29 protein-coding genes are annotated in these 25,951 nt (G+C 69.4%); 25 read left to right on the top strand and 4 right to left on the bottom strand.

What is annotated here, in order from left to right:
• The first annotated feature begins 100 nt into the window (after window positions 1-100).
• From OOB33_RS12650 to OOB33_RS12545, 22 genes are all read left to right on the top strand, one after another.
• Window positions 101-478 carry a c-type cytochrome gene (locus tag OOB33_RS12650; protein WP_271008932.1) on the top strand — a complete coding sequence of 126 codons (378 nt, stop codon included), beginning with the start codon at window positions 101-103 and terminating at the stop codon, window positions 476-478.
• Entirely contained in the window at window positions 475-1,707 is a 1,233-nt protein-coding gene (locus OOB33_RS12645; RefSeq protein WP_271008931.1) for a cytochrome D1 domain-containing protein, read from the top strand. Before OOB33_RS12650 ends, OOB33_RS12645 begins: the two co-directional genes overlap by 4 nt.
• Before the next feature lie 20 nt (window positions 1,708-1,727).
• The gene (gene ahbB, locus OOB33_RS12640) at window positions 1,728-2,816 is read left to right on the top strand and encodes a siroheme decarboxylase subunit beta (RefSeq protein ID WP_271008930.1); all 1,089 of its coding nucleotides are present in this window, start codon (window positions 1,728-1,730) and stop codon (window positions 2,814-2,816) included.
• Window positions 2,809-3,315 carry an Lrp/AsnC family transcriptional regulator gene (locus OOB33_RS12635; RefSeq protein WP_271008929.1) on the top strand — a complete coding sequence of 169 codons (507 nt, stop codon included), beginning with the start codon at window positions 2,809-2,811 and terminating at the stop codon, window positions 3,313-3,315. Before ahbB (OOB33_RS12640) ends, OOB33_RS12635 begins: the two co-directional genes overlap by 8 nt.
• Window positions 3,308-3,814 (top strand): siroheme decarboxylase subunit beta, encoded by a 507-nt coding sequence (gene ahbB, locus OOB33_RS12630; protein ID WP_271008928.1) that lies wholly within the window; start codon window positions 3,308-3,310, stop codon window positions 3,812-3,814. Before OOB33_RS12635 ends, ahbB (OOB33_RS12630) begins: the two co-directional genes overlap by 8 nt.
• Window positions 3,815-3,876: 62 nt before the next feature.
• A complete protein-coding gene (nirJ, locus tag OOB33_RS12625) occupies window positions 3,877-5,193 on the top strand; it encodes a heme d1 biosynthesis radical SAM protein NirJ (RefSeq protein ID WP_271008927.1) in 1,317 nt (438 codons plus the stop codon).
• The gene (locus OOB33_RS12620; protein ID WP_271008926.1) at window positions 5,190-6,806 is read left to right on the top strand and encodes a cytochrome D1 domain-containing protein; all 1,617 of its coding nucleotides are present in this window, start codon (window positions 5,190-5,192) and stop codon (window positions 6,804-6,806) included. The genes nirJ and OOB33_RS12620 overlap by 4 nt, the downstream gene beginning before the upstream one ends.
• A 104-nt stretch (window positions 6,807-6,910) precedes the next feature.
• Window positions 6,911-7,537 (top strand): heme ABC exporter ATP-binding protein CcmA, encoded by a 627-nt coding sequence (gene ccmA, locus OOB33_RS12615; RefSeq protein ID WP_271008925.1) that lies wholly within the window; start codon window positions 6,911-6,913, stop codon window positions 7,535-7,537.
• The gene (gene ccmB, locus OOB33_RS12610; protein ID WP_271008924.1) at window positions 7,534-8,202 is read left to right on the top strand and encodes a heme exporter protein CcmB; all 669 of its coding nucleotides are present in this window, start codon (window positions 7,534-7,536) and stop codon (window positions 8,200-8,202) included. The genes ccmA and ccmB overlap by 4 nt, the downstream gene beginning before the upstream one ends.
• Window positions 8,203-8,231: 29 nt before the next feature.
• Window positions 8,232-8,984, top strand: coding sequence for a heme ABC transporter permease CcmC (gene ccmC / locus OOB33_RS12605; RefSeq protein ID WP_271008923.1), 753 nt, complete (start codon window positions 8,232-8,234; stop codon window positions 8,982-8,984).
• Window positions 8,981-9,145, top strand: coding sequence for a heme exporter protein CcmD (gene ccmD, locus OOB33_RS12600; protein ID WP_271008922.1), 165 nt, complete (start codon window positions 8,981-8,983; stop codon window positions 9,143-9,145). The genes ccmC and ccmD overlap by 4 nt, the downstream gene beginning before the upstream one ends.
• Window positions 9,142-9,600, top strand: coding sequence for a cytochrome c maturation protein CcmE (ccmE, locus tag OOB33_RS12595; protein ID WP_271008921.1), 459 nt, complete (start codon window positions 9,142-9,144; stop codon window positions 9,598-9,600). The genes ccmD and ccmE overlap by 4 nt, the downstream gene beginning before the upstream one ends.
• On the top strand, window positions 9,597-11,558 hold the full coding sequence (locus OOB33_RS12590) for a heme lyase CcmF/NrfE family subunit (protein ID WP_271008920.1): 1,962 nt from the start codon (window positions 9,597-9,599) through the stop codon (window positions 11,556-11,558). Before ccmE ends, OOB33_RS12590 begins: the two co-directional genes overlap by 4 nt.
• Window positions 11,555-12,079 (top strand): DsbE family thiol:disulfide interchange protein, encoded by a 525-nt coding sequence (locus OOB33_RS12585; protein ID WP_271008919.1) that lies wholly within the window; start codon window positions 11,555-11,557, stop codon window positions 12,077-12,079. The genes OOB33_RS12590 and OOB33_RS12585 overlap by 4 nt, the downstream gene beginning before the upstream one ends.
• 32 nt (window positions 12,080-12,111) lie before the next feature.
• Window positions 12,112-12,549, top strand: a complete 438-nt coding sequence (locus OOB33_RS12580; protein WP_271008918.1) for a cytochrome c-type biogenesis protein — start codon at window positions 12,112-12,114, stop codon at window positions 12,547-12,549.
• The gene (locus OOB33_RS12575) at window positions 12,546-13,280 is read left to right on the top strand and encodes a tetratricopeptide repeat protein (RefSeq protein WP_271008917.1); all 735 of its coding nucleotides are present in this window, start codon (window positions 12,546-12,548) and stop codon (window positions 13,278-13,280) included. Before OOB33_RS12580 ends, OOB33_RS12575 begins: the two co-directional genes overlap by 4 nt.
• A 96-nt stretch (window positions 13,281-13,376) precedes the next feature.
• Complete coding sequence (locus tag OOB33_RS12570; protein ID WP_271008916.1) at window positions 13,377-13,688, top strand: chaperone NapD; 312 nt, start codon at window positions 13,377-13,379, stop codon at window positions 13,686-13,688.
• Window positions 13,689-13,792: 104 nt separating this feature from the next.
• Window positions 13,793-16,339: a nitrate reductase catalytic subunit NapA gene (napA, locus tag OOB33_RS12565; RefSeq protein WP_271008915.1), complete on the top strand. Its 2,547-nt coding sequence runs from the start codon at window positions 13,793-13,795 to the stop codon at window positions 16,337-16,339.
• A gap of 40 nt (window positions 16,340-16,379) precedes the next feature.
• Window positions 16,380-17,177, top strand: coding sequence for a ferredoxin-type protein NapG (gene napG, locus OOB33_RS12560; protein ID WP_271008914.1), 798 nt, complete (start codon window positions 16,380-16,382; stop codon window positions 17,175-17,177).
• On the top strand, window positions 17,174-18,040 hold the full coding sequence (gene napH / locus OOB33_RS12555) for a quinol dehydrogenase ferredoxin subunit NapH (protein WP_271008913.1): 867 nt from the start codon (window positions 17,174-17,176) through the stop codon (window positions 18,038-18,040). The genes napG and napH overlap by 4 nt, the downstream gene beginning before the upstream one ends.
• A gap of 2 nt (window positions 18,041-18,042) precedes the next feature.
• Complete coding sequence (locus OOB33_RS12550; protein ID WP_271008912.1) at window positions 18,043-18,510, top strand: nitrate reductase cytochrome c-type subunit; 468 nt, start codon at window positions 18,043-18,045, stop codon at window positions 18,508-18,510.
• A gap of 10 nt (window positions 18,511-18,520) precedes the next feature.
• Window positions 18,521-19,147 (top strand): NapC/NirT family cytochrome c, encoded by a 627-nt coding sequence (locus OOB33_RS12545; RefSeq protein WP_442953006.1) that lies wholly within the window; start codon window positions 18,521-18,523, stop codon window positions 19,145-19,147.
• On the opposite strand, the gene napF is transcribed toward OOB33_RS12545, so the two are convergent.
• A complete protein-coding gene (napF, locus tag OOB33_RS12540; protein ID WP_271008911.1) occupies window positions 19,130-19,603 on the bottom strand; it encodes a ferredoxin-type protein NapF in 474 nt (157 codons plus the stop codon). The two genes, OOB33_RS12545 and napF, sit on opposite strands and share 18 nt — an antisense overlap.
• A gap of 89 nt (window positions 19,604-19,692) precedes the next feature.
• Between napF and mobB the strand changes: the two genes are divergently transcribed.
• Complete coding sequence (mobB, locus tag OOB33_RS12535) at window positions 19,693-20,196, top strand: molybdopterin-guanine dinucleotide biosynthesis protein B (RefSeq protein ID WP_271008910.1); 504 nt, start codon at window positions 19,693-19,695, stop codon at window positions 20,194-20,196.
• Between the two features lie 79 nt (window positions 20,197-20,275).
• On the opposite strand, the gene OOB33_RS12530 is transcribed toward mobB, so the two are convergent.
• Window positions 20,276-20,587, bottom strand: coding sequence for a c-type cytochrome (locus tag OOB33_RS12530; RefSeq protein ID WP_271008909.1), 312 nt, complete (start codon window positions 20,585-20,587; stop codon window positions 20,276-20,278).
• A 59-nt stretch (window positions 20,588-20,646) separates the two neighbouring features.
• Window positions 20,647-22,335, bottom strand: coding sequence for a cytochrome D1 domain-containing protein (locus tag OOB33_RS12525; RefSeq protein WP_271010046.1), 1,689 nt, complete (start codon window positions 22,333-22,335; stop codon window positions 20,647-20,649).
• 302 nt (window positions 22,336-22,637) lie between these two features.
• Here OOB33_RS12525 and OOB33_RS12520 point away from each other — a divergent pair, with 302 nt between their 5' ends.
• On the top strand, window positions 22,638-24,659 hold the full coding sequence (locus OOB33_RS12520; RefSeq protein ID WP_271008908.1) for a TonB-dependent receptor plug domain-containing protein: 2,022 nt from the start codon (window positions 22,638-22,640) through the stop codon (window positions 24,657-24,659).
• A 28-nt stretch (window positions 24,660-24,687) separates the two neighbouring features.
• Complete coding sequence (locus OOB33_RS12515) at window positions 24,688-25,113, top strand: SirB2 family protein (protein WP_271008907.1); 426 nt, start codon at window positions 24,688-24,690, stop codon at window positions 25,111-25,113.
• Window positions 25,114-25,190: 77 nt separating this feature from the next.
• Here OOB33_RS12515 and OOB33_RS12510 read toward each other — a convergent pair whose 3' ends face one another.
• The gene (locus OOB33_RS12510) at window positions 25,191-25,946 is read right to left on the bottom strand and encodes a response regulator (RefSeq protein ID WP_271008906.1); all 756 of its coding nucleotides are present in this window, start codon (window positions 25,944-25,946) and stop codon (window positions 25,191-25,193) included.
• Window positions 25,947-25,951 lie beyond the last annotated feature (5 nt).

The following is a 25,951-nucleotide window of genomic DNA, read 5'->3' as shown; positions in this document are numbered from 1 at the left end:
AAAGGCCGCTGCTGCTGGACTTGATTGTGGACAGGGGCCGGCGTCCCGGTCCTTGACGCAGTTCAAGGACAGGCAGCGAGCGAGCGGCGAGCATGGACGCATGAACCACCGCCTGCAAGCCCTGCTGATAACGTGTTTTTTGAGCGTGCTTCCGACCGCACCGGTCCGGTCCGCGCCAACCCAGTCCGCGGAAGCTGAGCCCCGCGCCGCACGCCAGCTGCAGCTGCTGCGCATCTTGCGCCAGGACTGCGGCTCCTGCCACGGCATGCAGCTGAAGGGCGGCCTGGGCCCCGCGCTGACCGCCGAGGCGCTGCGCGAGCTGCCCCATGAGGCCGTGGCCGCCACCATCTTTCACGGCCGGCCGGGCACGCCGATGCCACCCTGGAAAAGCATGATCAGCGCCGCCGAGGCCGACTGGCTGGCCCGCCAGCTGCAGCACGTAACACCCGCCGCCAGCGGCACGGAAGCTCAGAAATGAAACCCGTCAAACACCTCCCCACCCGCTGCCTGGCCGGCCTGTCCGGTCTTCTGCTGAGCCTGCTGCTGAGCGCCTGCGCCAGCCCTGCTGCGACCGAGCCTGGCCCGCAGCACATCGTCGGCACCGGCGACCTCGGCCTGGTGGTCGAGCGCGCCAGCGGCAGCCTGCAACTGCTCAACACCAGCCGGCGCGAGCTGCTGGGCCGCATCGAGGGCCTGGGCGATCTCTCGCACGCCTCCCTGGTCTACTCGCGCGACGGCGCCCACGCCTATGTGTTCGGACGCGACGGCGCGCTGAGCAAGGTCCATCTGCCCAGCCGGCGCCTGCTCGCCCGGGTGCAGCAGAGCGGCAACTCGATCGGCGGCGCGATCTCGCAGGACGGCCGTCTGGTGGCGGCGCAGAACTACCAGCCGGGCGGCATCAAGGTCTTCGACAGCGTGACCCTGGCCGAGGTGGCCGACATCCCGGCCGAGTACGCGCCAGGCCAGCGCTCGCGCGTGGTCGGCCTGGCCGAGCTGCCCGGCCAGCGCTTCATCTTCTCGCTGTTCGACGCGGGCGAGATCTGGATCGCCGACCTCAGCGGCATCGCCGCCGGCCGGCCGCCGCAGCTGCAGAAGTTCAAGGACGTGGGCCGCCAACCCTATGACGCGCTGATCACGCCGGACGGCCGCCACTACATCGCCGGCCTGTTCGGCGAGGACGGCCTGGCCAAGATCGACCTCTGGGCGGCCGAGCCGCGGGTCGAGCGCATCCTGGCCGGCTATGGCCGTGGCCAGCAGGCGCTGCCGGTGTTCAAGATGCCGCATCTGCGCGGCTGGGCGGTGGCCGGCCGCCACGCCTATCTGCCCGCCATCGGCCGGCATGAGGTGATGGTGGTCGATACCGAGAGCTGGCAGGAGGTCGGCCGCATCGCCGTGGCCGGCCAGCCGGTGTTCGTGATGGCGCGGCCCGACGGGCGCCAGGTCTGGGTCAACTTCGCCCTGCCCGACTACGACCGCGTGCAGGTCATCGACACCCAGAGCCGCCAGATCATCCAGACCCTGAAGCCCGGCCGCGCGGTGCTGCATATGGAGTTCACCCCGCGCGGCGAGTCGGTCTGGATCTCGGCCCGCGACGACAACCAGATCAGCGTCATCGACACCGCCAGCTTCGTCGTCCAGGCGCGGCTGGCGGCCGCCTCGCCCAGCGGCATCTTCTTCACCAGCCGCGCCCAGCGCAGCGGCTTCTGAGACGCCGGGAGCAGGCCGCCATGGACGAGACCCTGAGCATGCACGCCCGCGAGCTGGACGGCGAGCTGCTGAACCGCTGGCAGCAGCGTTTCCCGCTGCAGCGCCGGCCGTTAGCGGCCCTGGCCGAGGCCCTGGGCCTGGCCGACAGCCACGGTGCGGGCGAGGCCCAGGTGCTGGCCCGCCTGCGCCTGCTGCAGCAGCGCGGCAGCCTCTCGCGCATCGGCGGCATCTGGGCGCCGGGTGCGGCCGGCAGCGCCCTGCTCTGCGCCATGGCCGTGCCGGCCGACCGGCTGGAGCCGGTGGCCGCCCAGGTCAACGCCATGGCCGGCGTCAACCACAACTACGAGCGCGAGCATGTCTACAACCTCTGGTTCGTGCTGACCGGCCCCGACCCGCAGAGCCTTGCCGCCGAGCTGGACGCGCTGGAGCGGCAGTGCGGCCTGGCGACGCTGCGCCTGCCCATGGAGCGCGCCTACCGCATCAATCTGGGCTTCGATCTGCGCCATCCGCAACGGCCCGACTGCCCGAGCCGCATGGGCGAAGCCGCAGCGGACGGCAGCCTGAACGTCGCGCTCAGCCCCGAGGAGCGCGGCCTGGCCGCCTGCGTCGAGCAGGGCCTGCCGCTGCTGGACCGCCCCTACCAGGCCTGGGCCCGGCAGCTGGGCTGGAGCGAGGGCGGCGACGAGGACAAGCCCGGCGGCGGCGGTGAGGCGCGCGTGATCGCCACCCTGCAGCGCTGGCTGGAACGCGGCAGCCTGCGCCGCTTCGGCCTGATCGTGCGCCACCATGAGCTGGGCTTCGGCGCCAATGCCATGTGCGTCTTCGACGTGCCCGACGCCCTGGTCGACGGCCATGCCGCCCTGCTGGCCCGCCAGCCCGGCGTGACCCTGTGCTATCGGCGCAGTCGCGCAGCCGGCTGGCCCTACAACCTCTTCTGCATGCTGCACGGCCGCGAACGCGCCGAGGTGCGGCAATGGCTGGCGCAGGCGGTGGCGGCCGCCGGCCTGGGCGGCTTTGCGCAGGAGCAGCTGTTCAGCAGCCGCCGTTTCAAGCAATGCGGGCCCCGCTATGTCCGCGGCGTGAACAGCAGCGAGGCCGCCCATGCATGAGCACCGAGAGGCCAGGCTGGACGCACTGGACGCCGCCCTGATCAACCGCCTGCAAGGCGAGCTGCCCCTGCTGCCGCGGCCTTTTGCCGCCGTCGCCGAGGAGCTGGGCTGCAGCGAGGCCTGGCTGCTGATGCGCCTGGGGCAGCTGCTGTCCGAGGGGGTGCTGAGCCGCTTCGGCCCGCTGTTCCAGATCGAGCGCGCCGGCGGGCTCTTTGTGCTGGCGGCCATGCAGGTGCCCGAACCGCGCTTCGCCGCCGTGGCCGCCCAGCTGAACGCCCTGCCCGAGGTGGCCCACAACTACCGGCGCGAGCACGCCCTCAATATGTGGTTCGTGCTGGCCACCGAGCGGCCCGAGGACATCGCGCCCTGCTGCGCCCGCATCGAGGCCCTGACCGGCCTGGCGGTGCTGGCCTTCCCCAAGGAGCGCGAATACTTTGTCGGCCTGCATCTGCCGGCCCGGGCCGATGCCCCCGGCGCGGAGGTCCTGCACCATGACTGAAGCCCCGAACCCGAACCCGAGCCTGAGCCCGGTGCAGCGCCAGCTGCTGCTGGCCACGCAGAGCGGCCTGCCGCTGGTGGAGCGGCCCTTCGAGGCCCTGGGCGCGATGCTGGGCCTGAGCGAGGCCGAGGTCTGCGCGGAGCTGGGCCGCATGAAGGCGCAGGGCCTGATCCGGCGCATCGGCGCGGTGCCCAACCACTACCGGCTGGGCTACAGCGCCAATGGCATGACGGTCTGGGACGTCGACGATGCCGAGGTCGACCGCCTGGGCGAGCTGCTGGCCGCGCAGGCCGGCGTCAGCCACTGCTACCGCCGGCCGCGCCGCCTGCCACTGTGGCCCTACAACCTGTTCGCCATGCTGCACGGCCGCTCGCGCGCCGAGGTGCAGGCCCAGGCCGAGCAGCTGCAGGCCTTGCTGGGCCCGGCCTGCCGGGGCCACGACATCCTCTACAGCAGCGCCATCCTGAAGAAAACCGGCCTGCGGCTGAAAGCCGAATGAGGGCCACCGCATGAAACCCGCTGCAAAGCGCAGCCCCCACCTCCAGCCGAAAGCCACCCACCATGTTGCGCATCAGCCAGTACCTGCGTGAAGTCGCCCGCGCCGAGCGCGAGGGCCAGTACCCGCAGCCGAAGCCGCGAACGACCGGCCAGGCGTCAGCCGCCGGACCAGGCCCCGGCCCGGTGCTGATCTGGAACCTGACCCGCCGCTGCAATCTGACCTGCAAGCATTGCTACGCCCTCTCGGCCGACCACGACTACCCCGGCGAGCTGAGCTTCGCCGAGGTCTGCACGGTGATGGACGATCTGCGGGCCTACGGCGTGCCGGTGCTGATCCTGTCCGGCGGCGAGCCGCTGCTGCGGCCCGATCTGTTCGAGATCGCGGCGCGCGCGCAAGCACAGGGCTTCTACACCGCCCTGTCCAGCAACGGCACCTTGATCGACGCCGCCATGGCCGACCGCATTGCCGCCCAGGAATTTGATTATGTCGGCATCAGCATCGACGGCCTGCCCGAGACCCATGACCGCTTCCGCCGCCGCGCGGGCGCGTTTGATGCTTCGCTGCAGGCCTTGCGCCTGCTGCGCGAACGCGGCGTCAGGACCGGCCTGCGTTACACCCTGACCGAGCTGAACCAGCAGGACTTCCCGGCCATGCTGCGCCTGATGCGCGAGGAGGCAGTCGACAAGTTCTACTTCTCGCACCTGAACTACGCCGGCCGCGGCAATATCCACCGCGGCCGCGACGCCCGCTTCCAGGCCACGCGCGAGGCGCTGGAGCTGCTGTTCGAGGCCGCCTGGCGCGATGCCTGCGAGGACCTGGACCGGCCGGCCAGCGCGCAGCGTGACTATGTCAGCGGCAACAACGACGCCGACGGCGCCTACCTGCTGGCCTGGGTGCGCGCACGCTGGCCGCAGTGGGGCGAGGCGCTGCGCGAGCGCCTGGTGGCCTGGGGCGGCAATGCCTCGGGCGTGGCCGTGGCCAATATCGACAACCTCGGCGATGTCCACCCCGACACCATGTGGTGGCACCACCGCCTGGGCAATGTGCGCGAGCGGCCGTTCTCGGCCATCTGGAGCGACCGCAGCGACCCGCTGATGGACGGGCTCAAGAGCCGGCCCCGGCCGGTGCAGGGCCGCTGCGCCGCCTGCCAGCACCTGCCGCTGTGCGGCGGCAACACCCGGGTGCGCGCCCAGCAGATCAGCGGCAACCCCTGGGCCGAGGACCCGGGCTGCTATCTGGACGACGCCGAGATCGGCCTCACGCCGGCCGCCGCCGCCGAGCTCAGCCAGCGCCTGCCGCTGCGGCCCTTCACCTCGCCCAAGGCACAGCGCCCGGAAGCGCGGGCCACCACCATCCCCATCCACGAGCTTCAGCCATGAACGAGCACATCAAAACCCTGGCCAGGCTGGCCCTGGCCGCCGGCCTGTTCTGGATGGGCGTGGACTATGCCCGCGCCCAGGCTGGCACGGCCGGCACGGCCAGCACGGAAGTTTCGCCCCAGGCCCTGTTCCAGCAGCACTGCGCCGCCTGCCACGGCGCCCAGCGCCAGGGCGCCATGGGCCCGGCCCTGCTGCCCGAGAGCCTGGAGCGCCTGCGCCGGCCCGAGGCGCTCAAGGTCATGCGCGAGGGCCGGGCGGCGACGCAGATGCCGGCCTTCGGCACCGTCCTGGACGAGGCCGCGCTGCAGGCCCTGGCCCAGCTGATCTACCAGCCGCAGCGGCCGGCACCGCAGTGGACGGCCGACGATGTGCGGGCCTCGCGCGTCTTCGAAGCCAGCAGCCGCAGCTGGCCGGCCACGCCGCAGTGGCGCGCCGACCCGATGAATCTCTTCGTCGTGGTCGAGGGCGGCGACCACCACATCAGCCTGGTCGACGGCGACCGCTTCGAGGTGATCCACCGCTTCCCCAGCCGCTATGCCCTGCACGGCGGGCCCAAGTTCACACCGGACGGGCGTTTTGTCTTCTTCGGCTCGCGCGATGGCTGGATCAGCAAGTACGACCTCTGGAACCTGCGCCTGGTGGCCGAGGTGCGGGCCGGCCTGAACATGAGCAATATCGCCGTCAGCGGCGATGGCCGCTGGGTGATGGCGGCCAACTACCTGCCGCAAGGGGCGCTGCTGTTCGACGCCGATCTGAATCTGCACAAGAGCTTCGAAACGCGCAGCCTCGACGGCAAGCAGGGCTCGCGCGTCTCCGCCGTCTACGATGCCGCGCCGCGGCGCAGCTTTGTGCTGGCGCTCAAGGACATGGCCGAGCTCTGGGAGATCTCCTACGACCCGCAGGCCGAGCCCATCCACGAGGGCCTGGTGCACGACTTCCGCATGGGCGAGGCGATCGCCACGCCGGGCTATCTGCATCCGCGCCGCACGCCGCTGGAGACGCCGCTCGATGACTTCTTCTTCGACCCGAGCTACCGCCATGTGCTGGGCACGGCACGGGCCGGCGCCGACAGCGGCGCCACGCTGGGCCAGGTGGTCAATCTCGACGCACGGCGCAAGGTCGCCAGCCTGCCGATTGCCGGCATGCCGCATCTGGGCTCGGGCATCAGCTTCGACTGGCAGGGCCGGCGGGTGATGGCCAGCCCCAATCTGAAGGACGGCCGCATCAGCGTCATCGACCTCAAAACCTGGGCTCTGCTGAAGGAGATCGTCACGCCGGGGCCGGGCTTCTTCATGCGCAGCCATGCCGGCAGCCGCTACGCCTGGACCGACTCGATGATGGGGGGCCCCGAGGCCCGCGACACGCTGAGCATCATCGACAAGCAGACCCTGAGCCTGGTGGCCCAGGTGCGCGAACCGGGCAAGACCCTGGCCCATGTCGAATTCAGCAAGGACGGCCGCCATGTGCTGGCCAGCCTCTGGGAGCTGAACGGCGCCCTGATCGTCTACGACGCCGCCAGTTTCAAGGAAATCAAGCGCCTGCCCATGAGCAAGCCGGTCGGCAAGTACAACGTCTGGAACAAGATCAGCCGCGAGGAAGGAACTTCGCACTGAGTCCGCAGCGGCCGCGAGCCGCGGCTGCAATCTTGATTCACATCAAGTGAAGTCAGCACGGTTTCAAACACACTGAGCGCCTGTTCTGATCATGAGCCCGAACCGTGCCCGCCTGTGTTTCCGCCCTGTCCCCGGCACTGCTGCTTGAGGCCACCGCCCTGCGCTGCGAACGCGGCAATGTCGCACTGTTCGCAGACCTGGACCTGGCACTGCAGGCCGGCGACTGCGTCTGGCTGCGCGGCGCCAATGGCTGCGGCAAGACCACACTGCTGCGCACCCTGGCCGGCCTGCGCCCCGCCGACGGCGGCCAGCTCCAGCGCCGGGCGGCGCTGCGCTATCTGGGCCACAGCAATGGCCTGAAAGACGAGCTGAGCCTGCTCGAAGGCCTGCGCTTCACGGCGCACTGGCAGGGCTTGGCCGCAGACGAAGCGGCGCTGCTGGAGGCGCTGCGCTTTTTCGAGCTGCTGCCGCTGCGCCGGCGGCCGGCACGCAGCCTCAGCCAGGGCCAGCGCCGCCGCGCCGCGCTGGCGCCGCTGGCCCTGGCCCAACCGGGCAGCTGCTGGCTGCTGGACGAGCCCTTCGACGCGCTCGACGACCAGGGCGTGACCCTGCTCTGCCAGCTGATCCAGCGCCACGGCGCGGCCGGCGGCGCGACCCTGTTCACCAGCCACCAGGCGCTGGCGCCGCTGGCCGGCGTGCGCCAGCTGCAGCTGGACGGAGCCCGGCCATGAGCGGCGGAGCGCGACTGCTGCTGCAGCGCGAGCTGCGTCTGGCGGCGCGCCGGCCGCTCGACGCCGGCCTGCCGGTGGCCTTTTTGCTGCTGGCCGCCTGCCTGTTTCCGCTCGGCCTGGGGCCCGAACCCGAGCAGCTGCGTCGCATGGCGCCGGGCGTGCTGTGGGTGCTGGCCTTGCTGGCCAGTCTCTTGTCCCTGCACAGCCTGTATGCCGCCGATGCCCAGGACGGCAGCCTGGACCAGTTGCTGCTGCCGCCGCACTCGGCCTGGCGCCTGGCCGCCGTCAAGGCCCTGGCGCACTGGCTGAGCCATGGCCTGCCCCTGCTGCTGGCCACGCCGCTGCTGGGCCTGATGTACGGCATGCACAGCGACAGCCTGGGTCTCTTGATGCTGAGCCTGCTGCTGGGCACGCCGACCCTGAGCCTGCTGGGCAATCTGGCCGCCGCCCTGACTCTGGGCCTGCGCAACGGCGCCTTGCTCAATCTGCTGATCGTGCTGCCGCTGGCGGTGCCGGTTCTGATCTTCGGCAGCGGCGCGGTCGGCGCGCTGGAGGCCGGCCTGCCTGTTGACGGCCATCTGTCCTTGCTGGCCGCCCTGCTGATCGGCGCCCTGCTCGCCCTGCCGGCGGCCACCGCCGCGGCCCTGCGCATTGCCCTGATCTGATGGACATGCTGAGCTCGCCCCCACATCCCATGACACGCACGCACCGCTTCTACACCTATGCCGCGCCCTCGCGTTTCTACGCGCTGGCCGGCCGCCTGCTGCCGGGCCTGTGGCTGCTGGCCGCGGGGCTGGCGGCCCTGGGCCTGTACCTGGCCTTCTTCGTAGCGCCGACCGACGCCACCCAGGGCCAGGCCTATCGCATCCTCTTCATCCATGTGCCGGCGGCCTGGCTGTCCATGCTGCTCTACCTGGCCCTGGCTTTCTGGGCCGCCATCGGCTGGGCCTTCAAGGCGCGCATGGCCTCGCTGCTGGCGCGGGCGATCGCGCCGACCGGCGCCGGCTTCACCGTGGTCGCCCTGCTCAGCGGTGCGCTGTGGGGCCAGCCGAGCTGGGGCAGCTGGTGGGTCTGGGACGCGCGCCTGACCTCGGAGCTGATCCTGCTGTTTCTCTACCTCGGCTATCTGGCCTTGGTGCATGCCATCGAGGACCCGCAGCGGGCCGACCCGGCCGGCGCCCTGCTGGCCCTGGTCGGCGTGGTCAATGTGCCCATCATCTATTTCAGCGTGCGCTGGTGGAACACCTTGCACCAGGGCGCCAGCATCAGCCTGACGGCCGCGCCGCGCATGGCCGAGACCATGTTGCAGGCCCTGGCCGTGATGAGCCTGGCCTGCTGGGCCTATGCCTTCGCCGTCATCTTCACCCGCGCCCGCGGCCTGATCCTGGAGCGCGAACGCGACACCGCCTGGGTGCAGGCCCTGAGCAAGAAAGGACACACCCCATGAACTGGCACAGCGCCGCCGACTTCTTCCATATGGACGGCTACGGCTTTTTTGTCTGGGGCAGCTACGGCTCGGCCCTGCTCTGGATGCTGGTCGAGGTGGGCCTGGCCCGGCGCCGCCATGCTCGCGCCCTGCATGAGGTGGACGTGGAGGACGGCGCATGAAAACCCGCCACCGCCGCCTGCTGCTGATCGCTGCCGGCCTGCTGGCCCTGGGCGCCATCGCGGCCCTGGTGATGAATGCCTTCCGCAGCAATCTGGTCTTCTTCTACACGCCCAGCCAGGTGGCCGCGCAAGAGGCGCCGCAAGGCCGCAGCTTCCGCATCGGCGGCCTGGTGCAGCCGGGCAGCGTCCGGCGCGAAGGCGTGCGGGTGCAGTTCGTGATCAGCGACGGCAGCGAGCAGGTGCCCGTCAGCTTCAGCGGTGCCCTGCCTGACTTGTTCAAGGAGGGCAAGGGCGTGGTCGCACAAGGCCAGTTGCAGGGCCGGCAGTTCCTGGCCCGCGAGGTGCTGGCCAAGCATGACGAGAACTACATGCCGCCCGAGGCCGCCGACGCGCTGCAGCGCAGCCAGCAGGCCCGCGAGCGCGCCGCCCGGACCCTGAAAGGCAGCACGCCGTGATCCCCGAACTCGGACATCTCGCCCTCTGGCTGGCCCTGGGCGTGGCCCTGCTGCTGGCCGGCCTGCCCGCGCTGGGCGCGCAGCGCCAACGCGCCGACTGGATGGCACTGGACCGGCCCTTGACCCTGGCCTTGGCCGCCCTGGTGGGCCTGGGCTATCTGGCCCTGACCCAGGCTTTTGTGGCCAGCGATTTCTCGGTCGCCTATGTGGCCCAACATTCCAACCGCGAGCTGCCCTTGGCCTACCGCATCGCCGCGGTCTGGGGCGGGCATGAGGGCTCGATGTTGCTGTGGGTGGCGCTGCTGGTGGCCTGGACCCTGGCCGTCGCGGCCGCCGGCCGGCAGCTGCCGGCGCCGCTGCGCGCGCGGGTGCTGGGCGTGCTGGGCGCGCTGGCGGCCGGCTTCCTGGTCTTTCTGCTCGTCACCTCCAATCCCTTTGCCCGCCTGGTGCCCGGCCTGCCCGAGGGCCGCGACCTGAACCCGCTGCTGCAGGACCCCGGCATGGTGCTGCACCCACCCATGCTGTATATGGGTTATGTCGGCTTCGCCGTGGCCTTCGCCTTCGCCATCGCGGCCTTGGCCGGCGGTGAACTCAACGCCGCCTGGGCGCGCTTCGCCCGGCCCTGGACCAGCGCGGCCTGGGCTTTTCTGACCCTGGGCATCGCCCTGGGCAGCTGGTGGGCTTACTACGAGCTCGGTTGGGGCGGCTGGTGGTTCTGGGACCCGGTCGAGAACGCCAGCTTCATGCCCTGGCTGGCCGGCACCGCCCTGCTGCACTCGCTGGCCGTCAGCGAAAAGCGCGGTGTCTTCAAGGCCTGGACGGTGCTGCTGGCCATCGTCACCTTCTCGCTGTCCCTGCTGGGCACCTTTCTGGTTCGCTCGGGCGTGCTCAGCTCGGTCCATGCCTTTGCCACCGACCCGCAGCGCGGCCTGGCCATCCTGGTCTTTCTGGTGCTGGTGGTGGGCGGCTCGCTGAGCCTGTATGCGGCACGCGCCGGCGCGGTCGGCCTGGGGCCGCGCTTCCACTGGCGCAGCCGCGAAACCACGCTGCTGGCCAACAATGTGATGCTGCTGGCCGCCTGCGGCGCGGTGCTGCTGGGCACGCTCTACCCGATGGCCCTGGACGCCGTCAGCGGACAGAAGATCTCGGTCGGCCCGCCCTATTTCGAGGCGGTGTTCGTGCCGCTGATGGCGCCGGTGATCCTGCTGATGGGCCTGGGCCCGCTGCTGCGCTGGAAGGGCATGGACAGCGCCGAGCTGCTGCGCCGCCTGCGTTGGCCGCTGCTGCTGAGCCCGCTGGCCGCCGGCGCCCATGGCTGGGCCACGGCGCAGCTGAGCCTGGCCGCCTGGGGCGGCCTCTTGCTGGCCTGGTGGGTGCTGGTGTCGGTCGCGCTGGAGCTGGGTGAACGCCTGTGGCCAACTCCGGGCCAGGGCTGGTGGACGCGCGCGCGCGCCTTGCCGCGCTCGGCCGCCGCCATGCTGCTGGCTCATGCCGGCGTCGGCGTCTTCATCATCGGCGTCACCCTGGTCAGCAGCCTGGCCCTGAGCCAGGACCTGCCGCTGCAGCGCGGCGAGAGCGCCGGCCTGGGCGAGCACAGCTTCCGCCTGAGTGAGCTGCGGGCCGTGGACGGCCCCAACTACCGCGCCATGCGCGGCACGGTGGATGTGACGCGCGAGGGCCGGACTGTGGCCACCCTGCACCCCGAGAAACGGCTCTACCGCAGCCAGGAGATGCCCATGACCGAAGCCGGCATCGCCAGCGGCCTGCTGCGCGACCTTTACGTCTCGCTGAGCGAGCCGATCAATGAGCAGGCCGATGCCTGGATCGTCCACATCACCATCAAGCCCTACGTCAACTGGATCTGGGGCGGCTGCCTGCTGATGGGCCTGGGCGGCCTGCTGGCCGCCAGCGACCGGCGCTACCGCAGCAACAGCCAAGGAGCGAGCGCACGCCCATGAAGCTCAAAGCGCTGATCCCCTTGCTGGGCTTTGCCGTGCTGGCCCTGTTCCTGGCGCGCGGTCTGCAGCTGAAGCCGCGCGAGATCCCCTCGCCGCTGATTGGCAAGCCGGTGCCGGCCTTTGTGCTGCCACCCTTGCTGGAAGGCGGCGCGCCGCTGCGCCAGGCCGACATGACGGGCAAAATCAGCGTGCTCAATGTCTGGGCCTCCTGGTGCGGCCCCTGCCGCGAGGAGCACCCGCTGCTGCTGGACCTGGTGCGGCGTCGGCCGGACTTGCAGCTGCTGGGCCTGAACTACAAGGACGAGCCCGCCCAGGCCACCCGCTGGCTGAAAGAGCTGGGCAACCCCTACCGCGCCATCGGCTCGGACACGCGTGGTCAGGTCGGCATCGACCTGGGCGTCTACGGCGTGCCCGAGACCTTTGTGATCGACCGCCAGGGCCTGATTCGCTACAAGCATGTCGGCCCGCTGACGGCCGAGCTGCTGCGCGACACCCTGGAACCCTTGCTGGACCGCCTATGAGACGCCTGCCTGCCTGTCTGCTTGCTTGCCTCATGCTGCTGAGCCTCGGCGCCATGTCTTGCGCCCGGGCCGAGGCCGTGTCTGCCAAGCACGTCTCTGCCAAGCCCGTTTCTGCCGAGCTGGACCGCCGCGCCCAGGACCTGGCCCAGCAGCTGCGCTGCCTGGTCTGCCAGAACCAGACCATCGCCGACTCCCATGCGCCGCTGGCCATGGACTTGAAGGCCCAGCTGCGCGAGCAGCTGCAGGCCGGCCGCCGGGACGAAGAAATCATCCACTACATGACCGAGCGCTACGGCGACTTCGTGCTCTACAAGCCGCCGCTGCAAGCCAACACCTGGCTGCTCTGGGCCGGCCCGGCCCTGCTGATGGCCGCCGCCTTGGCCGGCCTGGTGCTGAACCTGCGCCGCCGGGCACGCGAGCCCGATGAGGCCTTTGAGCCGGCGCCCGACGAGGAGGGAGACATCCGATGAACTGGCCCACGCAAGAACAGCAGCAGGAACTGCAAGCGCTGCGCCGCCAAGGCCTGGCTCTGCAAGCCCAGCTGAGCGGCAGCGCCACGGCTGGTGAATCTGCAGGCCAGGCCGCGTTGCAAGCCCGGCTGGACCGGCTGCGCCAGGAGATCGCCGACCAGGTGCTGGCGCCGCCGCCCGCGCCGCTGCCGCGTCCTTCCCATCGCCTGATCGCTGCTTGCATGAGCCTGGTGCTGCTGGTCGGCGCGGGTGGCTATGCCTGGAAGGGTCAGCCCGAGGCCATCTCGCCCGAGGCAGCACCGGACCGCACCGAGGCCATGGTCGCGGGCCTGGCCCGGCGCCTGCAGCAGCAGCCCGAGGACGCCGCCGGCTGGGCCATGCTGGGCCGCTCCTACCTGGTGCTGGGCCGCAGCGAACCCTCGATCGCCGCCTATCGCCGAGCCCTGGCCCTGCGGCCCGAGGATGCCGACCTGATAGCCGATCTGGCCGATGTCATGGCCAGTGGCCAGCAGGGTTCGCTGGAAGGCGAACCGGCGGCCCTGCTGCAGCGCGCGCTGCAGATCGCGCCCGATCATCTGAAGGCCCTGGCCCTGTCCGGCACCCGCGCCCTGCGCCAGGGTGACGCGGCCGGCGCCATCCGCCATTGGCAGCGTCTGCAGGAGATCGCCCCGGCCGAGCACCCGCTGCGCGAGCTGGCGGTGCAGGGCCTGGCCGAGGCCCGCAAGCGCTGAGACCCAGCGCCGCCGCTCAAAATCTTGACCTGTCTCAAGGCGGCGGCACACATCGCCGCGCAGACTGCACTCTCAACGGATCATCAGGAGAATGCAATGAGTGTCTTGGGAGTGGTACTGCGGATACGCCCCGAACATCTGCAGACGGTGATCGCGCGGCTGACCGGCATGGCCGGCGTGGACATCAGCCAGAACCCCGGCGATGGCCGTCTGGTGCTGGTGATGGAGGACGTCGCCGAGGTCTCGGCCGCCGCCCAGCTCGGCGCGATGGCGCTCTGGCCCGACGTGCTGGGCACCTCCCTGGTCTACGAGTACAGCGGCCCCGACGCCCCCGCGCCGCAGGCCCACCATGAGGCGGCCCAGGGCTGGCGCACCCGCCTGACCGAGCTGGACACGCCGATTTCTTGAAGCAAGTCAAGGCGCGTGACCCGAGCGCGCGCGAGACTCCGCACCATCTTTGCCCTCAGTTCAAGCCCCGCGCATCTGGCGTGTGAGGCCCGCAGGAGTACCCCATGCAAGTCGATCGTCGCGACATCCTGAAAATGCAGGCCGCTGCCGCTGCCGCCGCTGCTGCCGGCATCCCCATCACCGTCCATGGCGCGGCCGCCAAGGCGCCAAGCAGCAACAGCGCCGTGCGCTGGGACAAGGCACCCTGCCGCTTCTGCGGCACCGGCTGCTCGGTCGTCGTGGGCGTGCAGGACGACAAGGTGGTGGCCACCCAGGGCGATATCGAGAGCCCGGTGAACCGCGGCCTGAACTGCATCAAGGGTTATTTCCTGTCCAAGATCATGTACGGCAAGGACCGCCTGACCACGCCGCTGCTGCGCAAGAAGAACGGCGTCTACGACAAGGAAGGCGAGTTCACCCCGGTCAGCTGGGACGAAGCCCTGGACCTGATGGCCAGCAAGTGGAAAGAGGCGCTGAAGACCGACGGCCCGAACGGCATCGCCATGTTCGGCTCCGGCCAGTGGACGATCTGGGAAGGCTATGCCGCCGCCAAGCTCTGGAAGGCGGGCTTCCGCTCCAACAACCTGGACCCCAATGCCCGCCACTGCATGGCCAGCGCGGTCACCGGCTTCATGCGCACCTTCGGCATCGACGAGCCCATGGGCTGCTACGACGACATCGAGCAGGCCGATGCCTTCGTGCTTTGGGGCAGCAATATGGCCGAGATGCACCCCATCCTGTGGAGCCGCATCACCGACCGCCGCCTCAGCCACCCGGACACCAAGGTGGCCGTGCTCTCGACCTATGAGCACCGCAGCTTTGACCTGGCCGACCAGCCCATCATCTTCAAGCCGCAGACCGATCTGGCGATCCTGAACTACATCGCGCACTACCTGATCAAGAACAACAAGGTCAACAAAGAGTTCGTCAAGAATCACGTCAACTTCAAGAAGGGCGCCGACGACATCGGCTACGGCCTGCGCCCGGCCCATGCCTTGGAGAAAGACGCCAAGAGCAATGGCTACCCCGGCGCCGACGGCAAGCCCAAGGGCAACCCCAACGACGCTACGCCGATCAGCTTCGAGGAGTTCGGCAAGTTCGTCGCCGACTACACGGCCGAAAAAGTCAGCGCCTTGTCGGGCGTGCCGGTCAAGCAACTGGAAGACCTGGCCAAGCTCTATGCCGACCCCAAGGTCAAGGTGGTGTCCTTCTGGACCATGGGCTTCAACCAGCACACCCGTGGCACCTGGGCCAACAATATGGTCTACAACATCCATTTGCTGACCGGCAAGATCAGCCAGCCCGGCAACAGCCCCTTCAGCCTGACCGGCCAGCCCAGCGCCTGCGGCACGGCGCGCGAGGTCGGCACCTTTGCCCACCGCCTGCCGGCGGACATGGTGGTCACCAACCCCGAGCACCGCAAGCACACCGAGGAAATCTGGCAGCTGCCCGACGGCACCATCCCCGACAAGGTGGGCCTGCATGCCGTGGCACAGAGCCGCGCGCTCAAGGACGGCAAGCTCAAGTGCTACTGGGTCACGACCAACAACAATATGCAGGCCGGGCCGAACATCAACGGCGAGATCCTGCCCGGCTGGCGCAACCCCAAGGCTTTCGTGGTGGTCAGCGACCCCTACCCCACCGTCAGCGCGATGGCGGCCGACCTGATCCTGCCCGCCGCCATGTGGGTGGAGAAGGAAGGCGCTTTCGGCAACGCCGAGCGTCGCACCCAGGTCTGGCGCCAGCAGGTCAGCGCACCGGGCGAGGCCAAGAGCGACCTCTGGCAGTTCATCGAGTTCAGCAAGCGCTTCAAGATGGAAGAGGTCTGGCCGGCCGAGCTGCTGGCCAAGAAGCCCCAGTACAAGGGCAAGACCATGTTCGACGTGCTCTTCAAGAACGGCAAGGTCAACAAGTTCCCGCTCGCCGATGTCGGCCGCATCAACGGCAAGTACATCCCCGACTACATGAACAGCGAGTCCAAGGAGCTGGGCTTCTACCTGCAAAAAGGTCTGTTCGAGGAGTACGCCGAATTCGGCCGCGGCCACGGTCATGATCTGGCCCCCTTCGACACCTATCACGAAGTGCGCGGCCTGCGCTGGCCCGTGGTCGACGGCAAGGAAACGCTGTGGCGCTTCCGCGAGGGCTACGACCCCTATGTCAAGAAGGGCGAGGGCGTGAAGTTCTACGGCCACAAGGATGGCAAGGCCGTGATCTTCGCCCTGCCCTACCAGCCGCCGGCCGAGAGCCCGGACAAGGAGTTCGACCTCTGGCTGTGCACCGGCCGGGTGCTCGAACATTGGCACACCGGCAGCATGACGCGGCGCGTGCCCGAGCTGCACCGTGCCGTGCCCGAGGCCCTGCTCTACATCCACCCCGACGATGCCAAGGACCGCGGCCTGCAGCGCGGCATGAAGGTCAAGGTGGCCTCGCGCCGCGGCGAGATCACTTGCGCCGTCGAGACCAAGGGCCGCAACAAGGTGCCGCGCGGCCTGGTCTTTGTGCCCTTCTTCGACGAGGGCCGCCTGGTCAACAAGTTGACCCTGGACGCCACCTGCCCGATCTCCAAGGAAACCGACTTCAAGAAGTGCGCGGTCAAGGTCGTCAAGGCCTGAACCCGAGCTGAGCTGAGCCGAGCCGAGCCGGAGTGAGCACATGAACCTGAGCCGCCGTGCGCTGCTGCAAGGCGCCAGCACCACCGCCAGCGCCGGCCTTCTGGCCGGGGCGGCGGCCGTGCTCTCGCGCCCGACGCAAGCGCACCCGGCCCAGGCCCTGCGGCCGCCGGGCGCGCTGGCCGAGCCCGACTTCCTGGCCGCCTGCGTGCGCTGCGGCCTGTGCGTGCGCGCCTGCCCGCCGCACAACCTCAAGCTCAGCGAATGGGGCGCCGGCCTGGCCGCCGAGGTGGCGATCGGCACGCCTTTCTTCGAAGCGCGCGAGATCCCCTGCGAGATGTGCGAGGACATCCCCTGCGTCAAGGCCTGCCCGACCGGCGCGCTTGACCCCGGCCTGCAGGACATCGCCGAAGCCCGCATGGGCCTGGCCGTGCTGATCGACCATGAGAGCTGCCTGAACTTCCTCGGCCTGCGCTGCGATGTCTGCTACCGCGTCTGCCCGCTGATCGACAGCGCCATTTCGCTGGAGAAACAAAGCAACCCACGCAGCGACCGCCACGCCATGCTGCTGCCCACGGTGCACGCAGAGGCCTGCACCGGCTGCGGCAAGTGCGAGCGCGCCTGCGTGCTGGAGCGACCGGCCATCAAGGTGCTGCCGCGCGACTTGGCCCAGGGCGAGCTGGGCCCGCATTACCGCAAGGGCTGGGAAGACCAGAACCGACAGGGCAAGCCCCGCTTCGCTCAGCCCGAGCAACGCCTGCCCGAAGGCGGCCACGACATCGGCCCGTTGCGCAGCGGCGCCCAGCCCTATGCCCCAGCCTCATCGGAGCCGCAGCGATGAGCGGCCCGACTCACATCCCCTCGCAGCCCGCACGCAGCCGATGGGCCGCCCAGCGCTGGCTGATCCTGCGCCGCAGCAGCCAGCTGGGCGTGATCGGCCTCTTCCTGCTCGGCCCGCTGTTCGGCCTGTGGTGGGTCAAGGGCAATCTGGCCTCCAGCCTGACCCTCGATGTGCTGCCGCTGAGCGACCCTTTCGTCTTGGCCCAGAGCCTGCTCGCGGGTCTGCGACACGGGCTCTGGCCTGCCGCCAGCGCCCTGATCGGCGCGGCCATCGTCCTTGCTTTCTACGGCCTGCTGGCGGGCCGGGCCTATTGCGCCTGGGTCTGCCCGGTCAATGTGGTGACCGATGCGGCCGCCTGGCTGCGCCGGCGCCTGAAGATCAGCAGCGGCCGTGCGCCGAGCCGCCAGCTGCGCCACGCCTTGCTGGCCTGCGTGCTGCTGGCCGCTGCGGCCCTGGGTAGCCCGGTCTGGGAGCAGGTGAACCCGGTGACCTTGACCCAGCGTGCGCTGATCTTCGGCGGCAGCCTGGCCTGGGGCGCGCTGGCCGCCGTCTTCCTGTTCGACCTGCTGGTGGCGCCGCGCGGCTGGTGTGGCCATGTCTGCCCCATGGGCGCGGCCTACGCCCTGATCGGCGCCAAGCCGCTGCTGCGCATCTCGGCCGCCCACAGCAGCCGCTGCAATGACTGCGGCGATTGCTTCGCCGTCTGCCCCGAGCCGCAGATCATCGTCGGCCCACTGAAGGCCAAGCAAGACGCCGGCCCCTTGATCCTGGCGCCCGACTGCACGGCCTGCGGCCGCTGCATCGATGTGTGCGACAGCTCCGTTTTCCGATTCACCCACCGCTTTGACACCCGAAGGGACTGACCATGAAGATCCCCCCCCTGCTCCGCCCCGCCCTGAGCCTGCTGCTGGCGTTTTCCGTGTTTGCCGCCGGGCCTGCGGCGGCTGCCGACAAGGCCGCGCCCGTGAAACTGGAAGGGCTGCGCCAAGGCACGCCCCTGAACCAGGACAACCCGCCCGCCAACAACCGCCAGGAGCGCGACCACCCTGTCGGTGATCGTGACTTCGTGCAGATGCCACCGCTGATTCCACACACCATCAGCGGCTATCAGATCACCAAGAACTTCAACAAATGCATGGACTGCCACGCCTGGCAGAAGACCAAGGAAAGCGGCGCCACCAAGATCAGCGTCACCCACTTCAAGACCCGCGACGGCATTGAGCTCGACTCCGTCAGCCCACGCCGTTACTTCTGCACCCAATGCCATGTGCCGCAGAGTGATGCCAAGCCTTTGGTGGCCAACACCTATGAGCGTGCCAAGGGCATGAAGTGAGGAGCCCGCTGTGAAGAACCTGATCCGACGTGCCTGGGCTTTTGCCCACACCAAGCTGTTCTGGCTGTTGGCGCTCGCCTTTGCCGGCGGCATCATCTTCTGGGGCGGCTTCAACACCGCCATGGAGTGGACCAACCGCGAGGCCTTCTGCATCTCCTGCCATGAGATGGAGAAGAACGTCTACGTGGAGTACCGCAACACCATCCATTACCAGAACCGCACTGGCGTGCGCGCCACTTGCCCGGACTGCCATGTGCCCAAGGAATGGGGGCCCAAAATGATCCGCAAGATCCAGGCCTCCAACGAGGTGCTGCACAAGGTGCTGGGCTCGATCGACACGCCCGAGAAGTTCAATGCCAAGCGCGCCGTCCTGGCCCAGCATGAGTGGGACCGCATGAAAGCCAATGACTCGCAGGAGTGCCGCAACTGCCACAACTTCAGCTATATGGACTATGCGGAGCAGAACAGCCGCGCCGCGACCCGGCACCAAGTGGCCTTCTCGGCGGGCCAGACCTGCATCGATTGCCACAAGGGCATCGCGCACACCTTGCCGCCGATTGCCCAGCCGATTGGCGCACACAAGGCCGGTGAAATCACCCTGCCGCCGGCCAGCGCTGCTTCAGGCTCGGCGCATTGAAACCGCGCCCGAGGGGCAGACCCCGACGCAAGCGCCGCAAGCGGTGCAGGCACTCGGGCTGATCTCGGGTTGGGCCACGCCACCCAGGCGTGGCCTGAAGCGAATCGCAGCGGCGTCACAGGCCTCACCGCAGACCCGGCACTCCACCCCTTGTTGGGCCAGGCATTGCGCGCCGATCTGGGCCTGCCAGTCGCGAAACAGCAGCGGCGGGCGCAGTGCCGACACGGTGCAGGCCGGTATGCAGGCCCCGCAGGCGTCACAGCCGGCGCTCCTGAAGTCCATTTCAGGAAAACCTCCATCGCCGCGCCGGATGACGCCGGCCGGGCAGGCCTTGATGCAGGCGTCGCAGCGTGTACAGCTGGCAAGAAAAGCCGGCTCGGCCACGGCGCCGGGCGGCCTCTGGACGGCAGCGCGCGCCATGGAGGGACGGAACAAAAAACGGCGACCAGGATCCATGCGCGCATTGTGCTGCGCACGCGCTCCCGCCGCCTTATACGAAATCAAGCCGAGCACATTCCCATGACTCTTTGCAGCGAGCATCTCCCATGAAAGTTTTCGGCATCGCCGGCCGCTCCGGCATGGGCAAGACCACCTTGCTGGAACGCCTGATTCCAGCGCTGCGCGCCCGCGGCCTGCGTGTTTCGCTGATCAAGCACAGCCACAAGGACATCGAAGTCGACCGCCCGGGCAAGGACAGCTATCGCCTGCGCGAGGCCGGCTGCCAGGAGGTGCTGCTGCTCGGCCGAACGCGCTGGGCGCTGATGCATGAGCTGCGCGGCGATGTCGAGCCGGATCTGGACTACCTCCTAAGCCGCATCCAGGACTGCGACCTGGTCCTGGTCGAGGGCTTCAAGGGCGGCGACTTCCCCAAGCTGGAGGTCTGGCGTGCGGCCGTGGGCAAGCCCATGCTTTGGCCCGAGTGGCCGGGCATCGTGGCGATGGTGGGCGATGCGCCAGACCTCGCCGACGCGCCGCCCCACTTCAGCGCGACCGAACTGGCGCCTCTGGTGGAGCTGGTCTTGCAAGAGGCGCTGGAGGTCGGCGCCTGAGCCGGCTGGAACCACGAAGTAAAAGGGCGCCCATAGCTGGCCATGAGCGCCCATCTGGCTGGCTGAGGTCTTGGTCAGCTCATTGCTTGAGGATCCACGCCACCCCCTCCTTGAGGTCGGCATCGCTGATTTTCTCGGGCGGATTGGGCGGCATGGGGATGGGGCCGAAAACGCCCTTGCCGCCGCTGCGCACCTTCTGCGCCAGCGCGGCTGCGGCGTCCTGACCCTTGTACTTGGCGGCAATGTCCTTGAAGGACGGGCCGACCAGCTTTTTGTCCTTGGCATGGCAGGCCATGCAGCCGGCCTTGCTGAGCGTGGCTTCGTCGGCCTGCACGGCCGAGGCACTCAAGAGGACGGCACCTGCCATCGCGATGATGGATGCGATTCGCATGATTCATAACTCCTTGCTTCATGGGCCCCAGCGCCATCAGGCAGCGGGGCCGCTTGAGATCAATAGACGTCGTGCTGGGTGTTGTAGACGTTGAACTTGCCGGTCGGCGTGATCAGGCGCGGGTCCTTGATCACGGCCTTGAGCTTGAGCGTCTTGTCGTCCACCACGACGATGGCGCTCTGCTTGTCCTTGGCCGACCAGACCGAGAACCAGACCTCGTCGCCGGCCTTGTTGAACTCGGGCTGGACCACGCGCTTGGCACCGTCGTCCTTGAGCCCCGCCCACTCGGCAATCGGCAGCACCTTGAAGCCCTTGTCCAGCGCATCGATGTCGAAGACGGCGACCGACTGCGAGATCGCGGCATCGGGGTTCAGCGGTGTGTCCGAGTACAGATGCTTGGACTTCGGATGCGTCTTGATGAACAGCGCGCCGCCGCCCTGGCCCTTGATCTGCGCCACTTCCTTGAAGGCGTACTGCTTGTGCTTGATCGGGTCGGTGGCGATCAGCGAGATCGCCTCGTCGCCGAGGTGGCCGGTGCTCCAGACCGGGCCGAACTTGGGATGGATGAAGTTGGCACCACGGCCCGGATGCGGGATCTTGCTGACCTCGACCAGCTTGACCAGCTTGTCCTCCTTGGCATCCACCACCGCGATCTTGTTGCTCTGGTTGGCGGCGATCATGAAGTAGCGCTTGGTGCTGTCCCAGCCGCCGTCATGCAGGAAGCGGGCGGTGCCGACCTCGATGGTCTTCAGCGCGTTCAGATCGGTGTAGTCCACCATCAGCGTCTTGCCGGTTTCCTTGACGTTGACGATGAACTCGGGCCGGTAGTGGCTGGCCACGATGGAGGCGACGCGCGGCTCGGGGTGGTACTCCTGCTGATCCACGGTGTTGCCGCGGGTGGAGACGATCTTCAGCGGCTCCAGCGTGTCGCCCTTCATGATCACGTACTGCGGCGGCCAGTAGGCGCCGGCAATCACCAGCTTGTCCTCATAACCCTTGAACTTGCTGGCTTCCACCGAGCGCGCTTCCAGGCCCATGCGCACCTCGGCGACGTTGTCGGGCTTGGCCATCCACAGATCGATCATATTGATCTTGGCATCGCGGCCGATGACCAGCAGATAGCGGCCCGAGGCCGAGGTGCGCGAGATGTGCACCGCATAGCCGGTCTTGACGATGTTGATGATCTGCTTGCTGTCGCCGTCGATCAGGGCCACCTCGCCGGTGTCGCGCAGGGTGGTCGAGAAGATGTTCTCGATGTTGTAGTTGTTCATCTTCTTGGTCGGCCGCTTCTCGGGCGGCACCACGACCTTCCAGGTGGCCTTCATATCGGCCATGCCGAACTCGGGCGGCGTCGGTGCGTCATGCTGGATATAGCGCGCCATCAGGTCCACCTGCTGCTCGCTCATCTCGCCCGAGGTCTGCCAGTTGGGCATGCCGGCCGGCGAGCCATAGGCGATGAAGACCTTCAGATAGTCGGTGCCCTTGCCCAGGGTGACGTCCGGCGTCAGCGGCTTGCCGGTGGCGCCCTTGCGCAGCACGCCGTGGCAGCCGGCGCAGCGCTCGAAGTAGATCTTGCGTGCCACATCGAACTCCGCCTGCGTCATCGGCGGGGCCTTGGGGTTGCTGCTCTGCACCATGGGCACCTCGCTCAGCGCCGAGGGCGCGGCGTGGTACTTCACATCGCCCGCGCTGACATCCTTCTTGCCCTCCTGGGCCTGGGCCACCAGGCTCAGCGGCAAGCACACCATCAGGGCCAGCTGGCCCAACAGGCTCAGGCGGCGGTGGGCGCGGGGAAGGGTCGTACTGTTCAGCTTCATGTCATACCTCTTGTCTTCGGGATGGAACTTCAGCGGACCCGGGGCCCGGGTCTTTGAGCGCATCGTCCTGCCCGGCCGGGCACCCGTCCTTGAACTGGTTCAAGGACGGCGCGGAAGCCGGCCCCTGCCGTTGCGCGGCCGCCGCGCCGCGCCCTGCAAAGCCAATCTGGGTCAAGGCGGCGCCACTTGATCTTGCTCATGCTCGGGACATCGCCAGCAGCCGAGACCGAGACATGAAATACATAACCTTCAATCCAAACGCCATGCAAGCGGGCGCCAGGCCACGGGCACTGGCCCGTGCCGCCGCGCTGGCCTGCTTCAGCCTGGCCGGCCAGGCCGGTGCCCAGCCGGCACCCGAGGCCGGCCCCGAGCAGCTGCCGCCGGTGCTGGTGCAGGTGGTCTCGGCCACCCGCCATGCGCTGCCGATGATCGACGCGCCGGCCGCGCTGAGCGTGGTCAGCCGAGCCCAGATCGAGCAGCGCGGCGCCGACAACCTGCTGGACGCGCTGCGCGGCGAGGCCGGCGTGGCAGTGTTCGGCCGCACCGTCAGCGGCCGCAAGACGCTGAGCCTGCGCGGCATGGACGCCCGGCACACGCTGTTCCTGGTCGACGGCCGGCGCATCAGTGCCAGCGACGGGGTGATCGGCCATTCGGACTTCCAGATCGACTGGCTGTCGGCGGACGAGATCGAGCGCATCGAAGTCGTGCGCGGCCCCTTGTCGGTGCTGTACGGTGCCGAGGCCCTGGGCGGCGTGGTCAACATCATCACCCGGCCGCCCGGCGCGCAGTGGCAGGGCGGCATGCATCTGGAGGGCAGCCAGGCCGAGGGCGGCCGCGGCGGCGACGGCCACCGCGCCTCCGTGCGCCTGAGCGGGCCGCTGCGCCCGGATCTGAGCGCCAGCCTGCAGCTGGCCGACAGCCGGCGCGCGGCCATCGCCAGCGCCAGCGACCTACGCATCTCCGACATCGAAGGCCGGCAGCGCCGCGACGCCGCCCTGCAGCTGCGCTGGACGCCGCTCAGCGGCCAGCAGCTGGACCTTGCCCTGCGCGGCGGCCGCGAGCAGCGCGAGGCCCTGGCGGTCGAGCGCAGCGGCAAGAAGCGGGTCTACGCCTCCGACACCGAGCTCGAACGCCAGCAGCTGAGCCTGGGCTGGGAGGCCGACTGGGGCGGAGCAGCGGGCTGGCAAAGCCAGCTGCGCGCCTACGACAGCCGCATCGCCATGAGCAATCAGCGCAGCAATGGCGTGGCCGGCCTGCGGCCGAACCGCCTGCAGGATCAGGTGCTGGAGGGGCAGCTGAGCCGGCGCATCGCTGCCGGCAGCGGCGGCGGCTGGAGCCAGCAGCTGACGGCCGGCTTCGAGAGCCGACGCGAGGGCCTGCACAACGAGGGCCTGCCCGGCGGGCGCGCCTCGGCCCGCCACCAGGCCCTGTACCTGCAGGACGAGCTGACGCCGAACCGCCAGGCCAGCCTCACGGCGGGCCTGCGCGCCGACCACCACCAGCGCTTCGGCCGGGCGCTCAGCCCGCGCCTCTACGGCGTCTGGCATCTGGCGCCGCAGTGGACGCTGAAAGGCGGCGCCAGCGCCGGCTTCAAGCCGCCGACGCTGAAGCAGATCAGCCCCGGCTACCAGGAGGACGAGGGCCCTTACACCTATGTCTCCAAGCCGGATCTGCGGCCGGAGAAGAACCGCGGCCTGGAGCTGGGCCTGGGCTGGGACCGGCAGGACGCCGGCCTGCAGGCCATGGTCTTCGACAACCGCCTGCGTGATCTGATCGTGCCGATGCTGGTGAGCAGCAGCGGGCCGCGCAGCCTGTTCCGCTTCGAGAACGTCGAGCGCGCCCGCCTGCGCGGCCTGGAGCTGAGCGGCCGCGCGCGCCTGGCCGGCGGTTTCAGCGCCGGCCTGAACTACCAGTACCTGGAGGCCCATGACGGCCAGCATCAGCGGCTTGAGAAGCGCCCTCGCCACAGCCTGGGCGCCGAGCTGGGCTGGGCCCAGGGGCCCTGGCGTGCGCTGCTGCGGGCGGAGCGCAGCGCGGGCCAGCTGCTGGCCTCGACCACGGTCGGCCAGCCGGCCGTGGCGGTGCCGGCCCTGAACAAGCTGGATGCCAGCCTGGGCCGCAGCCTGGGGCCGCAGCTGGACCTGGACCTGGGCGTCAGCAATCTGGGCAACACGGTGCTGGCCGAACGCTCGGCGCTGTTCAGCTGGGCCGAGGCACCGCGCACCTGGCGCCTGGGCCTGCGCGGGCGCTGGTGATGCGGGCCGGCCATGCGAGGATGAAGGCATGAGCACAGACCCCGCCACCACCCTCTCCCTGAGCGCCCTGCTGCAGGCGCACTACCCGCAGCTCAAGCTGCTGCATATGGGCCTGGCCGCCGCCAGCGTCAGCCTCTTCCTGCTGCGCGCGCTGGCCGCGCAAGCCGGCCAGGCCTGGCCGCTGCGGCCCGGCGCCCGTCGGCTCAGCATGGCGGTCGACAGCGCCCTGCTGGCGGCCGGCGCCAGCCTGTGGTGGCTGCTGGGCCTGAATCCGCTGCAGCAGCACTGGCTGGCGATGAAGCTCAGCCTGCTGCTGGCCTATATCGTCATCGGCACGCTGGCGATGAAGCCCGGCCGGCCGCTGGCGCTGCGCCGGGTCGCCTTGCTGCTGGCCCTGGGCCTGGTGGCCGCCATCGTCGGCGTGGCGCGCGGGCATAGCAGCTGGCCGCTGTGAGTTCGCCGTTCTGAGCTTGCCGTTCTGAGCTTGCCGGCCGTGGCCGCTGGCCTCGGCAGCCGCTTCAGCGGCCCGCCTCAGGCGCCGCCGCGCGTGCTCGCATACACCGCCGCCTGCACGCGCGAGCTGAGGCCCAGCTTGCGCAAGATGTGCTGGACATGGATCTTCACCGTGGTCTCGGCGATGCCCAGCGCGCGGGCGATTTCCTTGTTGCTGGCGCCCAGGGCGATGTGGCCGAGGATCTCCTGCTCGCGCGGCGAGATGGGCGGTGCGGCCGGCGCAGGCGCAGGCTCAAGCTCAGGCGCCGGTGCAGGGCTGCCGCCGACGGCAGCGGCGATCCGCGCCGGCCCCAGCGCCTGGAAGGCGCGCACCAGCGTGCCGCTCAGCTCCGGACTCAGCACCGATTCGCCCGCGGCGACGCGCACGATGGCCTCGGCCAGACCGTCGCTGTCCACCGTCTTCAGCAGATAGCCATGGGCGCCGCGCCGCAGCGCGGCGGCCAGATCGGCCTCGTCCTCGCTGACGGTCAGCATCAGCACCCGCGCCGCCGGCGCCTGTTCGAGCAGGCCCGGCAAGGCATCGATGCCGCGCACGCCGGGCAGGTGGTTGTCGAGAAGGATCACATCGGGCCGGCATTCGGCCACCCGGCGCAGCGCCTCGCCCGCATCGCCGGCCTCGCCCACCACGCTGAAGCGGGCATCACCGGCCAGCAAGGCGATCAGGCCGCGCCGGAACAAGGTGTGGTCGTCCACGACCAGCACCCGCAAGGGATTCCTTTCGCCAGCGCTGCCTTCGGCGGGTGCACCAGCTTCTCTGTCTTCAACACGGATCATCGTCA

The organism is Paucibacter sp. B51, assembly GCF_027863535.1.
Lineage (GTDB): Bacteria > Pseudomonadota > Gammaproteobacteria > Burkholderiales > Burkholderiaceae_C > Paucibacter_A > Paucibacter_A aquatilis.
The sequence above is the reverse complement of the archived record's forward strand: the minus strand, read 5'-3'. Positions and strand labels throughout refer to the sequence as shown.

Coding starts and splice junctions, on each gene's coding strand:
- OOB33_RS12650 (WP_271008932.1), top strand. CDS start 101: ATGAACCACCGCCTGCAAGCCCTGCTGATAACGTGTTTTTTGAGCGTG.
- OOB33_RS12645 (WP_271008931.1), top strand. CDS start 475: ATGAAACCCGTCAAACACCTCCCCACCCGCTGCCTGGCCGGCCTGTCC.
- ahbB (WP_271008930.1), top strand. CDS start 1,728: ATGGACGAGACCCTGAGCATGCACGCCCGCGAGCTGGACGGCGAGCTG.
- OOB33_RS12635 (WP_271008929.1), top strand. CDS start 2,809: ATGCATGAGCACCGAGAGGCCAGGCTGGACGCACTGGACGCCGCCCTG.
- ahbB (WP_271008928.1), top strand. CDS start 3,308: ATGACTGAAGCCCCGAACCCGAACCCGAGCCTGAGCCCGGTGCAGCGC.
- nirJ (WP_271008927.1), top strand. CDS start 3,877: ATGTTGCGCATCAGCCAGTACCTGCGTGAAGTCGCCCGCGCCGAGCGC.
- OOB33_RS12620 (WP_271008926.1), top strand. CDS start 5,190: ATGAACGAGCACATCAAAACCCTGGCCAGGCTGGCCCTGGCCGCCGGC.
- ccmB (WP_271008924.1), top strand. CDS start 7,534: ATGAGCGGCGGAGCGCGACTGCTGCTGCAGCGCGAGCTGCGTCTGGCG.
- ccmC (WP_271008923.1), top strand. CDS start 8,232: ATGACACGCACGCACCGCTTCTACACCTATGCCGCGCCCTCGCGTTTC.
- ccmD (WP_271008922.1), top strand. CDS start 8,981: ATGAACTGGCACAGCGCCGCCGACTTCTTCCATATGGACGGCTACGGC.
- ccmE (WP_271008921.1), top strand. CDS start 9,142: ATGAAAACCCGCCACCGCCGCCTGCTGCTGATCGCTGCCGGCCTGCTG.
- OOB33_RS12585 (WP_271008919.1), top strand. CDS start 11,555: ATGAAGCTCAAAGCGCTGATCCCCTTGCTGGGCTTTGCCGTGCTGGCC.
- OOB33_RS12580 (WP_271008918.1), top strand. CDS start 12,112: ATGCTGCTGAGCCTCGGCGCCATGTCTTGCGCCCGGGCCGAGGCCGTG.
- OOB33_RS12575 (WP_271008917.1), top strand. CDS start 12,546: ATGAACTGGCCCACGCAAGAACAGCAGCAGGAACTGCAAGCGCTGCGC.
- OOB33_RS12570 (WP_271008916.1), top strand. CDS start 13,377: ATGAGTGTCTTGGGAGTGGTACTGCGGATACGCCCCGAACATCTGCAG.
- napA (WP_271008915.1), top strand. CDS start 13,793: ATGCAAGTCGATCGTCGCGACATCCTGAAAATGCAGGCCGCTGCCGCT.
- napG (WP_271008914.1), top strand. CDS start 16,380: ATGAACCTGAGCCGCCGTGCGCTGCTGCAAGGCGCCAGCACCACCGCC.
- napH (WP_271008913.1), top strand. CDS start 17,174: ATGAGCGGCCCGACTCACATCCCCTCGCAGCCCGCACGCAGCCGATGG.
- OOB33_RS12550 (WP_271008912.1), top strand. CDS start 18,043: ATGAAGATCCCCCCCCTGCTCCGCCCCGCCCTGAGCCTGCTGCTGGCG.
- napF (WP_271008911.1), bottom strand. CDS start 19,603: ATGGATCCTGGTCGCCGTTTTTTGTTCCGTCCCTCCATGGCGCGCGCT.
- mobB (WP_271008910.1), top strand. CDS start 19,693: ATGAAAGTTTTCGGCATCGCCGGCCGCTCCGGCATGGGCAAGACCACC.
- OOB33_RS12530 (WP_271008909.1), bottom strand. CDS start 20,587: ATGCGAATCGCATCCATCATCGCGATGGCAGGTGCCGTCCTCTTGAGT.
- OOB33_RS12525 (WP_271010046.1), bottom strand. CDS start 22,335: ATGGTGTGCTTGCCGCTGAGCCTGGTGGCCCAGGCCCAGGAGGGCAAG.
- OOB33_RS12520 (WP_271008908.1), top strand. CDS start 22,638: ATGAAATACATAACCTTCAATCCAAACGCCATGCAAGCGGGCGCCAGG.
- OOB33_RS12515 (WP_271008907.1), top strand. CDS start 24,688: ATGAGCACAGACCCCGCCACCACCCTCTCCCTGAGCGCCCTGCTGCAG.
- OOB33_RS12510 (WP_271008906.1), bottom strand. CDS start 25,946: ATGATCCGTGTTGAAGACAGAGAAGCTGGTGCACCCGCCGAAGGCAGC.